The organism is Arthrobacter sp. B0316-1-20 (assembly GCF_059091865.1).
This window is the reverse complement of record NZ_JBNHHC010000004.1, coordinates 195,158-208,934: the sequence shown is the minus strand read 5'-3', so window position 1 is coordinate 208,934 and position 13,777 is coordinate 195,158. Positions and strand designations below refer to the sequence as shown.

Sequence of the window (13,777 nt, the reverse complement as noted above, 5' to 3'; positions counted from 1 at the left end):
CGCGCTAACGATAACACCCGACTCCTCCCGGAGATGCAGACGGCCCCCGGATTGCTCCGGGGGCCGTCGATGTTAAGGCGGAGGTCCGCCGTCGTTCTGCAGGTGGGTGTCAGCGCGCCGGGTACTGGCGCTCTAGGGCGCCCGTGTAGAGCTGGCGCGGGCGGCCGATCTTGGTCTGCGGATCCTTGATCATTTCGCGCCACTGGGCGATCCAGCCCGGCAGGCGGCCGATGGCGAACAGCACGGTGAACATCTTCTCCGGGAAGCCCATGGCCTTGTAGATCAGGCCGGTGTAGAAGTCCACGTTCGGGTACAGTTTGCGCTCGATGAAGTAGTCATCCGCCAGCGCCTTCTCTTCCAGGCGCATGGCGATGTCCAGCAGCTCATCGTTGCCACCGAGCTTGCCCAGGATCTCGTGTGCCGTGGCTTTGACCAGGCGGGCGCGCGGATCGTAGTTCTTGTAGACGCGGTGCCCGAAGCCCATCAGGCGCACGCCTTCTTCCTTGTTCTTGACCTTCTCCATGAACTGCTCCGGCTCCTGGCCGCTGGCCTGGATCTGGCGGAGCATGTTCAGCACGGCCTCGTTGGCGCCGCCGTGCAGCGGGCCGAACAGGGCGTTGATGCCGGCGGAGACGGACGCGAACATGTTGGCGTTCGAGCTGCCCACCAGGCGCACGGTGGACGTGGAGCAGTTCTGCTCGTGGTCTGCGTGCAGGATCAGCAGCAGGTCCAGCGCCTTGACCACGGTCGGGTCCAGCTCGTAGGGCTCGGCCGGCAGGCCGAAGCTCAGCCGCAGGTAGTTCTCCACCAGGTTCATGGAGTTGTCCGGGTACAGCAGCGCTTGGCCGATGGACTTCTTGTGCGCGTACGCGGCGATCACCGGCAGCTTGGCCATCAGGCGGATGGTGGAAAGTTCCACCTGCTCGTCATCGAACGGATCCAGCGAGTCCTGGTAGAAGGTGGACAGCGCGCTGACCGCGGAGGACAGCACCGGCATCGGGTGTGCGTCGCGGGGGAACCCTCCGAAGAAGCCCTTGAGCTCCTCATGCAGCAGCGTGTGGCGGCGGATCTTGTGGTCGAAGGTTTCCAGCTCGGTGGGAGTGGGCAGTTCGCCGTAGATCAGCAGGTAGGACACTTCCAGGAAGGACGAGTGCTCGGCGAGCTGCTCGATCGGGTAGCCGCGGTAGCGGAGCACACCGGCGTCGCCGTCGATGTAGGTGATGGCGGAGGTGGTCGCCGCGGTATTCATGAATCCGGGATCGAAGGTGACGGCGCCGGTCTGCTTCAGCAGCTTGGATACGTCATAGCCATCGTTGCCTTCGGCCGCCTTGAGCCGTGGGAGTTCTAGTTCGCCGCCATCGAAGTGCAGCGTGGCACCGGTGCTCTCAGTCATTGAGTCCCCTTCAGGAGGTTTAGAAGCTTACGGCACGCCGGGCGCTTGTAGCACTGAGCATGCACATACTCGGGTAAAACGCTACCCGCACAGTCACCGATATATCTAATCCGGGACTCACATTTTTGTTCACATCCACAGTAAGGAGCCGCCTGCGCGAGGTCAGGAAAGCCGCTCGACGGCGGCGTCGATGCGTTCGTCGCTGCCGGTCAGCGCCACCCGGACGTAGCCGTTTCCGGCTTCGCCGTAAAACACCCCGGGCCCGATCACGATGCCCAGTTCGGCAAAGCGGCCCACGGTTGTCCACGTATCTTCTCCCGCAGTCCCCCACAGGTATAGCCCGGCCTCTGAATGGTGGATCTGCAGGCCGAACTTCTCCAGCGCCGGCAACAGCCGCTCCCGCCGGCCCCGGTACAGGTCTTTCTGGGCCTGCACGTGTGCGTCGTCTTGCAGCGCGGCACGCATCGCGGCCTGCACCGGGAACGGCACGATCATGCCCGCGTGCTTACGGCTGTTGATCAGGTTGGGCATCAGTTCCGGGTCTCCGGCCAGGAAGGCCGCCCGGTAGCCGGCGAGGTTCGATTGCTTGCTGAGCGAATAAGTGCACAGCAGGCCCTGGTGCGAGCCCTGCGCCACCGCGGGATCCAGCACGCTGGGAACGGTCTGTCCGCTGCGCGCAGTGTCCCACCTGCCCCAGCCCAGTTCCGCGTAGCATTCGTCGGAGGCGACGACGGCGCCCAGCCTCCGGGCGTCCTCCACCAGGGCGCGCAGTTCGTCCTGGTCGCGGACAATGCCGGTGGGGTTCCCCGGCGAGTTGACCCACACCAGCCTCACCCGGCTTCTGGTCTGCGCGTCCAGTTCGGCCAGGCTGTCGGCAGCCACCGGCGTGGCTCCGGCCAGGATGGCGCCCATGTCGTAGGTGGGATACGCGACGACGGGCCGCACCACCACGTCGCCCTCGCCGAGCCCCAGCAGCGTCGGCAGCCAGGCGACAAGTTCCTTGGAACCGACCGTGGGCATGATCGCCTCCGCATCCATTCCGGAAACATTGCGACGGCGGGCAAACCAATCGGCTATCGCTGCGCGCAGTTCGGCAGTGCCGTGCGTGGTCGGATAGCCCGGGGCGTCGGCGGCGGCGGTCAACGCCTCGCGGATAACGGTTGGAGTAGGGTCAACCGGCGTGCCGATGGACAGATTCACTGCGCCGCCGGGGTGCTCTGCCGCCTTCTGCGCATAGGGCACCATGGCATCCCACGGGTACTCCGGCAGCTGCAGGCCGAAAGAACTCATCGATTTCAGTCTTGGTTCTGCGGCGGCAGCGCGGCGATCAGCGGATGGTCCTTGTGGGTGTTGCCCAGCTTGGCAGCACCGCCCGGGGAACCCAGGTCGTCGAAGAACTCCACGTTCGCCCTGTAGTAGTCGGCCCACTCCTCGGGAGTGTCATCCTCGTAGTAGATTGCTTCCACCGGGCACACCGGTTCGCACGCACCGCAGTCGACACATTCATCCGGATGGATGTACAGGGCCCGTTCACCTTCGTAGATACAGTCCACTGGGCATTCTTCGATACATGCCTTGTCTTTTACATCCACGCACGGCTGTGCGATTACGTACGTCACGTCCGTCAGCACCTTTCTGAACAGTTAGCCCAAGCGTATCGCTTGGGACCATTATCTCCCCAGCCGGAGGACGCACCCCTAGGATGGTCACGTGATCCCCGCTACTCCCGCCGCCTTCCTTGCCTCGGCCGCGCCCGGAACGCGGGTGGTGGTCCGCTACCGGATTGACGGCGGGTTGACGGACGCCCTGGGTGAATTGCTGGCAGCGGATGCCGACAGCTGCACGGTCAGGACGGCGCGCCGCGGCGACGTCGTTGTCCCGCTGTCCGCGGTGACCGCGGCCAAGCAGGTGCCGCCTGCACCGCCGCGGCGCGGTCCGCGGGCCCGCGGTCAGGCCTCGTAGCTGTCCGGCAGTTGGCGCAGGGACCACAGCGGCGAGAACAGCACCGGCGTCGCCGCGAGGAAGGACCCGGCTGCGCCGATCCACAGAGTGGGCACCAACCCGATGACTTGGCCCAGCACGCCGGCCAGCAGCCCGGCGAGCGGCAGCACGCCGTACACCACAAACCGGATCGAGGCGTTCATTCTTCCCAGCAGCCGGGGCGGGCACACCCGCTGCCGCATGGTCACCTGCATGACGTTGTAGACCAGCGAGCAGAAGGAGAGGCCGGCCTCGCCGACCACCAACAGGACCAGCGCAGAGGCATTGTCCGGCATCAGCACCGACAACGGCATCGACAGCAGGAAGACCGCCGACGCGATGCTGGCCAGCGGAATCAGGGCTCCCTCACCGGTCGCCCTGGCCAACCTTGGCGCCGCCACCGCGCCCAGCAGTCCCCCGGCCGCAGCCACCGAATAGACCAGCCCCAGCGAGCCCGCTCCCAGACCCAGCTCGCGGAGCACCAGGAGGGGAAAAAGCGTAGACGCCAAACCCGCGAAGAAATTCGTGAGGCCCGTGCAGGCAGCAATCCGGCTGATCAGCGGATGCCGCACCACGAAGCCCAGCCCCTCCTTGATTTCGACGGCCAGCGGTCGCCGGCCGTGCCGGGACGGACGCACTTCGCGGTCCCGGGTACGGGCCAGGAACAGCGCCGAGAAAAGATAGCCCACGGTGTCGGCCAGGAACAGCAGCGGTGCCGCGATCACCTGCAGCAGACCGCCGCCCGCCGCCGGCCCGCCCATCCGCGCCAACTGCGCGGTGCTCTCCAGCTTGGAGTTGGCCTCCGGAACCTGATCGCTGTGCACCAGCACCGGCACGTAACTCTGGTACGCCACATCGAAGAACACGGTGGCGACGCCCAGCACCCCCGCTACCGCGAACAGGTGCCACATCTCCAGGGAGTCCATCCACCACAGCAGCGGCACGGACAGCATGGCGGCGGCCCGCACCAGGTCCGCAGTGATCATCACCTGCCGCTTGAGCCAGCGGTCCACCCACGCCCCGGCCGGCAGCCCGATCAGCAGGAATGCTGCGGTGGCACTGGCGTTGAGCACGCCCAGTTGGAATTCGCTGGCGCCAAGAATGACCACCGCGAGCACCGGCATGGCCAGGTGACCAACCTGCACCCCGAATTGGCTGATGGTTTGGGCTGACCAGAAGGCGGCGAAGTTCCTGTCCCGCCATAACGACGGCGGTGCTCCCCGCAGCGCGGAAGGTCCGGCTTCGGCAGCATCCAAGGCGGGCGGCTCGGTCACCGTCACAGTCTCGGTCAGCGATTGGGGAAAGTCAATCATTATGCCGCCGGTGTCGTATGCTGGATGCATGCCTTCGGATCAGGACCTGCAAGCCACCGGGCGGGCGCTCAGCTCACCGGTCAGGCTGCGCATTCTCCGGCTCTGCCTGCACCGGTCCCGGACCAATAAGGAAATCGCGGAACTGCTCGGCCTGAATCCGGCCACGTCGCTGCACCATGTGCGCACACTGCTCAACACCGGCTTCCTGGAGGCCGAGGCACCGCGCAAGGGCAACCGGGGCGCCAAGGAAGTCCCCTACCGGGCAACCCGAATGTCCTGGGGTGCCAAGATGCCGGACGCGGCGCCCGTGCTGGTGGAGACCTTCCTGCAGGAGATTGAAGGGCTGGCCCCGGACGAGATCGAAACGACGCGAATGGGTATCAAGCTCAACGACGCGCACCGCAACGAGATGCTGGCGAAGATCCACGCCATCTTTGAGGAATACGCAATGCTGCCCGCCGACGAAGACGGGACCGCAACCTCAATCTTCATGGCCCACCATTTGGACCAAACGGCCAACTGAGCACCGCCCGCCCACGGATGGGTCAGGCTTTGGCCCGCCGCGGTTTCAGCGCCCAGATGCAGACCAGCATCGCCGCAAGCGTGGCCGGAACCAGGCCGATCATCCAGATCCGGCCCGCCACTGCAATGGGCAATTCCACCGCTGCGGACGTCCCCGTGACAATCAGAGGCTCGGTTCCCGGGGCCAAGGCCATCAGGCCAACGAGAACGTACGAGAGAACACCCGTCAGGCCGGCGATCAGGACATTGCGCGCCTTGAGCCCGGCCCAGACCATCACCGCCAGGGCGAACAACAGAGCTGCTGCGGCTCCCCACGGATAGCTGGCGCCCTCCGCATAGAGAATCTGCGAGTGCAGGGCGGTCCCCACGACCGCCGTCACCACCGCACCGAAAACAGCGGTGCCCCAGCCCTGGAAGGGGGGACGCCGCCGTCGTGCCTCACGCCGTTCCGGCGCCTGGCCGGGTTGGTTAAGAGCGGAAGGCAACCCGCCGTGGTCTCCGGCGGGTTGCCTCTGCTCTGTCATACGGTCCAGTTTATGCCCTGGCGCGCGCACGGGCGGCCTTGAGCCGCTCGTTCGCGTCCAGGACCAACTTACGAATCCGGATAGCCTCCGGAGTGACCTCGACGCATTCGTCCTCGCGGGCGAATTCGAGCGACTCTTCCAGCGTCAGTGTCCGCGGCGGCGTGAGGTTCTCGAAGCTTTCGGAGGAAGCGGCACGCATGTTGGTGAGCTTCTTTTCCTTGGTGATGTTCACATCCATGTCATCCGCCCGCGAGTTCTCGCCGACGATCATGCCTTCGTAGACCTCCGATGTGGGCTGGACGAAGAAGGAGCCGCGCTCCTGCAGGTTGATCATCGCGAACGGAGTGACCACGCCGGCGCGGTCGGCCACCATCGAACCGTTCGTGCGGTATTCGATCGGCCCGGACCACGGCTCGTAGCCCTCGGAGATGGACGCAGCGATGCCGGCGCCCCGGGTTTCGGTCATGAACCGGGTGCGGAAGCCAATGAGGCCGCGGGCCGGCACGATGAATTCCATCCGGACCCAACCGGTGCCGTGGTTGGCCATGTTGACCATCCGGCCCTTGCGGGCGGCCATCAACTGGGTCACCGCGCCGAGGTACTCCTCGGGCACGTCGATGGTCATGTGCTCCATCGGCTCATGCACCTTGCCGTCGATCGTCTTGGTGACAACCTGGGGCTTGCCCACGGTCAGCTCAAAACCCTCGCGGCGCATCTGCTCCACCAGGATGGCCAGTGCCAGCTCGCCGCGGCCCTGGACCTCCCAGGCGTCCGGACGCTCGGTCGGCAGCACCTTCAGCGAGACGTTGCCCACCAACTCCTTGTCCAGCCGGTCCTTGACCTGGCGGGCGGTCACTTTGGCGCCCTTGACCCTGCCGGCCAGCGGCGAGGTGTTGATGCCGATGGTCATCGAGATGGCCGGATCATCCACCGTAATGAGCGGCAGCGGCTGCGGATTCTCGGCGTCGGTCAGGGTTTCGCCGATGGTGATGTCCTCGATGCCGGCGACGGCGACAATCTCGCCCGGGCCGGCCGATTCCGCCGGAACACGCGTCAGTCCCTTGGTGGCCAGCAATTCGGAGATCCGAACGTTCTTCAACTGGCCGTCCTGGCGGGCCCAAGCCACGGTCTGCCCCTTCTGCAGGGTGCCGTTGTAGATGCGCAGCAGCGCCAGGCGGCCCAGGAACGGGGAAGCGTCAAGGTTGGTCACGTGGGCCTGCAGCACGCCGTCCGGGTTGTAGGACGGGGCGGGGACGTGCTCCATGATGGTGGCGAACAGCGGCTCCAGGTCCTCGTCCTCCGGCAGGGTGCCGTCGGCGGGCTGGGTCAGCGAGGCGCGGCCGGCCTTGCCGGAGGCATAGACCACGGGAACGTTGAGCACGGCGTCCAGGTCCAGATCGGGGACTTCGTCGGCCAGGTCGGAGGCCAGGCCCAGCAGCAGGTCCATCGCCTCGGCAACGACGGCGTCGATGCGGGCGTCCGGACGGTCGGTCTTGTTGACGACCAGGATAACGGGGAGCTTGGCGGCCAGCGCCTTGCGCAGTACAAAGCGGGTCTGCGGCAGCGGGCCCTCGGAAGCATCAACCAGCAGGACCACGCCGTCCACCATGGACAGGCCGCGCTCCACCTCGCCGCCGAAATCGGCGTGGCCCGGGGTGTCGATCACGCTGATGGTGATGGTTTCGCCCTGGGCGGCAGGACCGGAGTAGAACACGGTGGTGTTCTTGGCCAGGATGGTAATGCCCTTTTCACGTTCCAGTTCCCCGGAGTCCATGACGCGCTCTTCGGTTTCGCCGTGGCTGGAGAAGGCACCTGTGTGCTTCAGCATGGCGTCCACGAGGGTGGTCTTCCCGTGGTCGACGTGGGCTACGATGGCGACGTTGCGAAGGTCGCTGCGAACGGCGCTCTGCGTCGATGCGGTGGTTTCAGACATGCGGGATTACTCTTCCGTGGATTACATGGAACCTGGGCCTAATATCGGACAGCCAGCGCCGTGCCCGGATGCGGGTAGGCACTCCATTGTAATCCGCCGTGCCACTGATGGCCTAACGGAGACCGGGGCCGAAGCCCCTTTCCGTGCCGAAAACCGGCCTCAAGCACTGGCTCGCGCCTGCTTCATCCGGCGTCTTGGCAGGCGCAAACCAGCTCGGGCCGTTAGGCCAACTCGCCGAGTTTGGCCTTCCAGAAGACACGCCAGTGGTCGAGCTGCTCCACCGACTCCAGCCGTTCATGCTGCAGTCCGACGGAGGACTTGCCCGCTGCCTTCTCATAGATGTGCACGTTGACCCGGGAGCCGTCAGCCAAGCCGCAGCGCCAGTAGCGCCATTTTGCGGTGTCGCTCAACTCGGGTCCGCGGGTCACCGCAATGCCGGAGAATTCCTCCGCGCCGCCGACCATGGCAACCCACCTGTCCCGCGCCTGGTCCATGCTGCCGCGTACCGTCCTGCTCACCGAGGTCTGGAACTCGCCGTCGCAGTCCTGGCCCGGCTGGCGGCGGCCGATCTGCTGTTCGAAGGCCACTGTCGCCGACTGTGCCCACCAGCCCTGGGCCAAGCCGGACTCATTCAAGGCACGGGCGATCTCCTGGTGGCTGAGCGTTGTGGCCTCTATGCTGGTCAGGAAGTCCTCGACCTTGGACCAGCTGGAGCCGATGCCTTTTTCGATCGCCTCGATGTTGATGCTGCGAACCACTGACACTCCTGACGTGGACGAGAGCCCGGCCGGTGCGGTCGACTGACGCACCGGCCGGGGCGGGCTGAGCCCCCTGCCCGTCACTACGTCGTGGGCTGGGGCTCAACACTATGGATGGCGGAATTCCAGGGTGGACTCAGTCGCCGGCGGCCAGCAGCAGAGCCCGTAGCTCGCGGCGTTCGCGCTGCTTCTCGGGATCGGGCAACGGCACCGCCGCCAGCAGTCGCTGGGTGTACAGTTCCTGCGGGTTGCGCAGAATCTCGTCCCGGGTGCCCTGCTCAACGATCCGGCCGTGCCGCATGACGCAGATACGGTCCGCCAACACGTCGATGACAGCCAAGTCGTGTGTAACGAACAGGCAGGCGAAGCCCAGTTCCTTCTGCAGGTTCTGGAACAGCTCCAGCACCGTGGCCTGGACCGACACGTCCAGTGCGGAGGTGGGTTCGTCCGCCACCATCAGCTTGGGCTCCAGCGACAGTGCCCGGGCGATGCCCACGCGCTGCTTCTGGCCGCCGGAGAGTTCGTGCGGATAACGGTTGCGGTAGGCGCGCGGCAGCTCCACCTGATCCAGCAGCACCTCGATCCTCCGCTGCAGGGCGGCCCCCTTGGCGACTCCGGCCAGGTACATGGGTTCGCCAATGCTCTCGCCAATCGGCAGCCGAGGGTTCAGCGAGGACGACGGGTCCTGGAACACCATGCCCACCTGGCGGCGCAGCGCATGCAGCTGCTTGGGCCGCGCACCGGCGATCTCATGCCCGACCACGCGCAGTGAGCCCTCCGCTACGGGCAGCAGCCCGACGGCGGCGCGTCCGATGGTTGTTTTGCCCGAGCCGGACTCCCCCACCAGGCCAACAACTTGGCCAGGGTAGATGGACAGGCTGGCGCCTTCCACTGCCCGGAAAGCCGGGACGCGCCCCTGCTTGGGATATTCGATGGCCACGTTGGCCAGTTCGAGCACGGCTTCGCCCGTTGTCACTCCATGTCGTGACCGTGCCAGGGCTTCGGCGTTCTCACGTTCGCGCCGTTGCAGTTCGGTCTCGTTGATACTGAGCGAGGCTCCGGTCGCCGCGGCCAAGGCCGCTGTGATGTCCACTTCGGCGTCGTCGTCGGAGCCGCCGCCCAAGTGCGGGACGGCGGCCAGCAGTGCCTGCGTGTATTCATGCTGCGGATTGTTGAAGATCTCCAGCGCGGTCCCGGACTCCACGATCCGGCCGCGGCGCATGACGGCGATCTTGTCCGCCAGGTCTGCCACCACCCCCATGTCGTGCGTGATCAGCACAATCGCGCTGTCCAGCTTGTTGCGCAGATTGCGCATCAGATCCAGGATCTCGGCCTGGACCGTGACGTCCAGCGCGGTGGTGGGTTCATCGGCGATCAGCAGTTTGGGATCACAGGACAGCGACTGGGCAATCATGGCGCGCTGCCGCTGGCCGCCGGAGAGTTGGTGCGGGTAGGACCGGAAGGCCTTTTCCGGGTCGGGCAATTCGACCAATTCGAGCATCCGCAGCGCCCGCTGCCTGGCGTCCTCCGGGGAGATGGCGTTGTGCAGCCGCAGCGTTTCCACGATCTGGAACCCGATGGTGTACACGGGGTTCATCGCCGTCATCGGTTCCTGGAAAATCACGGCCACGTCATTGCCGCGGACCTGCCGGAGCTTGGAGCTGCTCAGGCCCAGGATTTCGCGTCCGTTGAGCTTCACGCTCCCGGTGGCGCGGCTGTTGGAGGGCAACAAGCCCAGCAGCGCCATGGAACTGGCGCTCTTGCCGGAGCCGGATTCGCCCACGATGGCGAGGACCTCGCCTGCTTTGACGTCGTAGGTGAGGTTGATCGCGGCCGGCACCCATTCCTTATCCACGCCAAAGTCCACGCTGAGGTTGGTGACCTCCAGGACGGGTGCTGAACCGCGAGCCGTCTCCACAGTTCCTGCCGGCAGCGTCGGATCGATGATTTCGGTCATAGCTGGTGTTTCCCTTCCAACCTGTAGCAGTTGGTTGATGCTAGTGGAGAACTGGTCGCCAGTCCTGAAACTATGGGGGAATGACAACGTCTGCTGCTGCCAGCTCCACGGTCTTCCGTCCGCGCTCGGCCATCTGGTTCACCGGCGTGGTCTGGGCGATCGTGGCGGTCAGCCTCGTGTCCTCGGTGCTGACCCACGGGCCGGACAGCCTGCTCGGCTCCTGGCCGCTGCTGACCATTGCTTATTTGACCTGGTGGCTGGCCTGGTACCCCGTCGTCGTCATCGCCGACGACGACGTGGTGCTGCGCAATCCGGTCCGGACCGTCTCCGTCCCGTGGGACGCCTTGGTGACGGTGGACACCAAGTACGCGCTGACCTTGGTCACGCCGCGCGGGAAGTACAGCTCGTGGGCCGCTCCCGCTCCCGGAATGTTCGGCGTCCATCGTGCCCGCACCGATCATGTGCAGGGACTTCCGGAGACCACCTACGGGCCGGCGCAGTCGATCCGTCCCGGCGATCTCGCCAATTCCGATTCGGGGGCAGCGGCCTACCAGGTTCGGAAACGCTGGGCTGAACTTCTGGCTGCGGACAGGATCAGCATCGGCGAAGCAGACAGCGCCCCGGTGGGCCGGACACCGAATTGGGCGGTGCTCGTCGCTGGAACCGTCCTGGTAGTGCTCAGCGCCGTGACGCTGGCCCGCTGAGCGGTACCGCATCTGGCCAGGAAGGCGTCGGGTGTGCATCTCTAGACGCCTGTTGTCGAAGTAGTTCCGGTCTCGGGATGCGCGGAGACCGCAGCCGCCTTCGCCCGCTTGGCATTGAACTTCTTTTGCCGCGGGTCGAACGCGTCGCGCAGCCCGTCGCCGATGAAGTTGATGCACAGACAGATGGCCACAATGAACATGCCCGGCCACCAGAACAGCCATGGACGGGTCTGGAAGGCTTCCTGGTTCTGGCTGATCAGCAAGCCCAGCGACACGTCCGGCGCCTTCACACCCATCCCGATATAGGACAGGCTGGTCTCGAGCAGGATCGCCGCCGACATGCTCAGCGTCACCGAGACGATGATGACACCGACGGCGTTCGGCAGGATGTGCTTGAAGATAATGCGGGCGTTGGAAGCACCGGCGATCCGTGCAGCGTCGACAAATTCCCGCTCACGCAGGGAGAGGAATTCGGCGCGGACCAGGCGGGCCAGCCCGGTCCAGACGACTGCGCCCACGAAGAGGCCCAAAAAGTACGGCTGGACGTCGGCGCCGACGGAGCGGCCGGCCACCTGGCCCATCACGGCGGCGATGATGATCAGCGGGATCACGATGACGACGTCGGTCAGGCGCATCAGCAGGGTCTCAGTCCAGCCGCGGAAGTAGCCCGACAAGGCCCCGACCACGACGCCGATGGCCCCGCCCACGATGCCGATCAGGAACATGACCGCTACCGAAACCTGCACGCCGCGCATGGTCTGGGCAAAGGTGTCGCGACCCAACCGGTCCTGGCCGAACGGGTGCTCGCCCAGGCTCACGGGGAAAAGTTGCAAAGTCGGCCGGCCGCCGTCGACCAGGTCATTGACGCCGTTGTGCGTGTACTTCCACCAGCCCGGCAGTCCCAACATTCCGCTGGATGAGTAGGCGACCAGCAGGATCAGGGCGAAAAGCACCAAGCTGATCACGGCAGCCGTGTTCCCGAGGAAACGCCTGCGAACAATCTGGCCCTGGCTGAGCCCCGCCTTGGTTTCATCGGTTGCGGCTACAGGCTTCGTTGACGTCGCGCTCATGCCTTTACCCTCACTCGCGGATCAAGCGCGGAGTAGACCAGGTCCGCGACTAGGTTGAAAACCAGAGCCAGAATGCCGGTGATCAGGAAGACCCCCATCACTGGATTCGGATCGGTTCGGTCCAGAGACTGGATGAACAACTGACCCATGCCGGCGAAGGCGAACACTTGCTCGGTAATTACGGCACCGCCGATCAAACCGCCGATGTCGAAAGCGACGATGGTGGCGATGGGGATCAGCGCATTGCGGAAGGCATGGCGCATGACCACTGTCCGTTCACTCAATCCCTTGGCCCTGGCGGTGCGGATGTAGTCCATGTTCATGATTTCCAACATGGAGGAGCGCGCATAGCGGCTGTAGGACGCCAGCGAGATCAGCAGCAGTGCCACTGTCGGCAGCAGCAAGTGGGTAAAGGTATCCAGCCCGTGGACCCAGTAGTCCCCCTGCAAATTCGGGGTCTCGGAGCCGATGGTGGCAATCGGCCGGCCGTTGATCCTGTTGTTGCTGAAGTAGGCCGGCCAGGCCTGCATGAACCGGTCCAGCAGGATGACGCCGCCGACCAGGAACGAGGTGATGGCAGCGGCGTTCATGCTCTGGCGGCGGTCGTAGCCGCCCATCAGCCAGCCGACCGCCAATCCCACCAAGATGGTGGCAAGGGCCAGTAAGAAGATCATCAGCCCAGTGGCCTGCGCCAGGAGCGGTTGGATCGGGAAGTAGACCACGACGCCGATGCCCACGGAGATCAGCGCCGCGTACAGGGCTTTGCGGTTCTTCAGGCCGGCAGCCAGCAGGGTGACGCCGAAAGCAATTCCGATGCCGCAAATGACAATGACAACCAAGCCAAGGCCCGGGGTCTTGAACCAGTTCGTTACGGACAATCCCCACATCACCGCGGCGGCCAGCAGGAAGCCGATTCCTGCCATACCCAGTTTTCTCAGATGGCTTCCCTTGGCGCAGACGAACCACACGGCGCCACTGACTACGCCGATGATCAGGATCGATGACAGTGGAATGTTTGGATCCCTGAGGAAATTGTTGAACCCAATAGCGCCGAATTCCTTCAACAATACGGCGACCCAGAACACGGGAAGGGAAAAGAAGAGGAAAGCCATAAAGGTGACGCCGTAGTCCAAGGCGCTGTATTGCCGCAGTGCGGTCACAATACCAAGCGAAACGCCAATGACGATGGCGAGCACCGCAGCTGCCGTCACCAGGAGAATGGTCATTCCCATCGCCCGCCCCAGGGCTTCGGTGACCGGTTGGCCGTTCAGTGCATAACCCAAATCGCATTGTCCTGCGAACGGAATGACGCACTTGGCCGCACCGGCCAGCCAGCCAAAGTACCGGATAGGTGCCGGGGTGCCGAGGTCCAGCAGGGCGATCCGCTGCTGGATGAGCTGCTCTTTGTTAGGCGAATTGCTTTCCCGCAGGTCATGGAGCGGATCACCCGACAGGGCCGTTAATTGGTAGACCAGGAAGGAGGCACCCAGGAGAATAAGCACAGCAGTGAAGAGCCGCCGCACAATGTAGGTCACCATAGCGTTTTCAACCTCGCTGATGTGGTTCTGGAAGTCTTGCGGATCCCTCGGTGTCACAAATGAGAGTAGTGCAGTCCCATGCGGA

At 64.9% G+C, this 13,777-nt stretch carries 13 protein-coding genes; 3 read left to right on the top strand and 10 right to left on the bottom strand.

The genetic code is table 11. The annotated features are described in order from the left end of the window. Positions 1–109: 109 nt before the first annotated feature. The 3 genes from AC5RW2_RS08400 to fdxA all read right to left on the bottom strand — a co-directional run bounded on the left by AC5RW2_RS08400 (position 110) and on the right by fdxA (position 3,012). Positions 110–1,393: a citrate synthase gene (locus AC5RW2_RS08400; protein ID WP_493949679.1), complete on the bottom strand. Its 1,284-nt coding sequence runs from the start codon at positions 1,391–1,393 to the stop codon at positions 110–112. Positions 1,394–1,555: 162 nt separating this feature from the next. After that, positions 1,556–2,683, bottom strand: coding sequence for a succinyldiaminopimelate transaminase (gene dapC, locus AC5RW2_RS08395; RefSeq protein WP_493962956.1), 1,128 nt, complete (start codon positions 2,681–2,683; stop codon positions 1,556–1,558). A 5-nt stretch (positions 2,684–2,688) separates the two neighbouring features. Next, complete coding sequence (gene fdxA, locus AC5RW2_RS08390; RefSeq protein ID WP_493962957.1) at positions 2,689–3,012, bottom strand: ferredoxin; 324 nt, start codon at positions 3,010–3,012, stop codon at positions 2,689–2,691. Positions 3,013–3,103: 91 nt separating this feature from the next. Between fdxA and AC5RW2_RS08385 the strand changes: the two genes are divergently transcribed. Next, positions 3,104–3,355, top strand: coding sequence for a putative acetyltransferase (locus tag AC5RW2_RS08385; protein ID WP_493949676.1), 252 nt, complete (start codon positions 3,104–3,106; stop codon positions 3,353–3,355). Here the strand turns inward: AC5RW2_RS08385 and AC5RW2_RS08380 are convergent. After that, on the bottom strand, positions 3,343–4,647 hold the full coding sequence (locus AC5RW2_RS08380) for an MFS transporter (protein ID WP_493962958.1): 1,305 nt from the start codon (positions 4,645–4,647) through the stop codon (positions 3,343–3,345). The genes AC5RW2_RS08385 and AC5RW2_RS08380 overlap by 13 nt on opposite strands. A gap of 67 nt (positions 4,648–4,714) precedes the next feature. Between AC5RW2_RS08380 and AC5RW2_RS08375 the strand changes: the two genes are divergently transcribed. Continuing rightward, entirely contained in the window at positions 4,715–5,209 is a 495-nt protein-coding gene (locus tag AC5RW2_RS08375; protein ID WP_493949674.1) for an ArsR/SmtB family transcription factor, read from the top strand. 22 nt (positions 5,210–5,231) lie between these two features. Here AC5RW2_RS08375 and AC5RW2_RS08370 read toward each other — a convergent pair whose 3' ends face one another. From AC5RW2_RS08370 to AC5RW2_RS08355, 4 genes are all read right to left on the bottom strand, one after another. Then, entirely contained in the window at positions 5,232–5,732 is a 501-nt protein-coding gene (locus AC5RW2_RS08370; RefSeq protein ID WP_493962959.1) for a hypothetical protein, read from the bottom strand. 10 nt (positions 5,733–5,742) lie between these two features. After that, positions 5,743–7,665 (bottom strand): translational GTPase TypA, encoded by a 1,923-nt coding sequence (gene typA / locus AC5RW2_RS08365; protein WP_493962960.1) that lies wholly within the window; start codon positions 7,663–7,665, stop codon positions 5,743–5,745. A 221-nt stretch (positions 7,666–7,886) separates the two neighbouring features. Then, a complete protein-coding gene (locus tag AC5RW2_RS08360) occupies positions 7,887–8,423 on the bottom strand; it encodes a hypothetical protein (RefSeq protein ID WP_493962961.1) in 537 nt (178 codons plus the stop codon). A 136-nt stretch (positions 8,424–8,559) separates the two neighbouring features. Then, positions 8,560–10,380 (bottom strand): ABC transporter ATP-binding protein, encoded by a 1,821-nt coding sequence (locus AC5RW2_RS08355; RefSeq protein ID WP_493949670.1) that lies wholly within the window; start codon positions 10,378–10,380, stop codon positions 8,560–8,562. 80 nt (positions 10,381–10,460) lie between these two features. On the opposite strand from AC5RW2_RS08355, the gene AC5RW2_RS08350 reads away from it, so the two are divergent. Next, positions 10,461–11,084, top strand: coding sequence for a PH domain-containing protein (locus AC5RW2_RS08350; RefSeq protein ID WP_493962962.1), 624 nt, complete (start codon positions 10,461–10,463; stop codon positions 11,082–11,084). A gap of 41 nt (positions 11,085–11,125) precedes the next feature. On the opposite strand, the gene AC5RW2_RS08345 is transcribed toward AC5RW2_RS08350, so the two are convergent. Both AC5RW2_RS08345 and AC5RW2_RS08340 read right to left on the bottom strand, forming a co-directional pair. After that, positions 11,126–12,154, bottom strand: a complete 1,029-nt coding sequence (locus AC5RW2_RS08345; protein ID WP_493962963.1) for an ABC transporter permease — start codon at positions 12,152–12,154, stop codon at positions 11,126–11,128. Continuing rightward, on the bottom strand, positions 12,151–13,692 hold the full coding sequence (locus tag AC5RW2_RS08340) for an ABC transporter permease (RefSeq protein WP_493963156.1): 1,542 nt from the start codon (positions 13,690–13,692) through the stop codon (positions 12,151–12,153). Before AC5RW2_RS08340 ends, AC5RW2_RS08345 begins: the two co-directional genes overlap by 4 nt. Between the last annotated feature and the right edge of the window lie 85 nt (positions 13,693–13,777).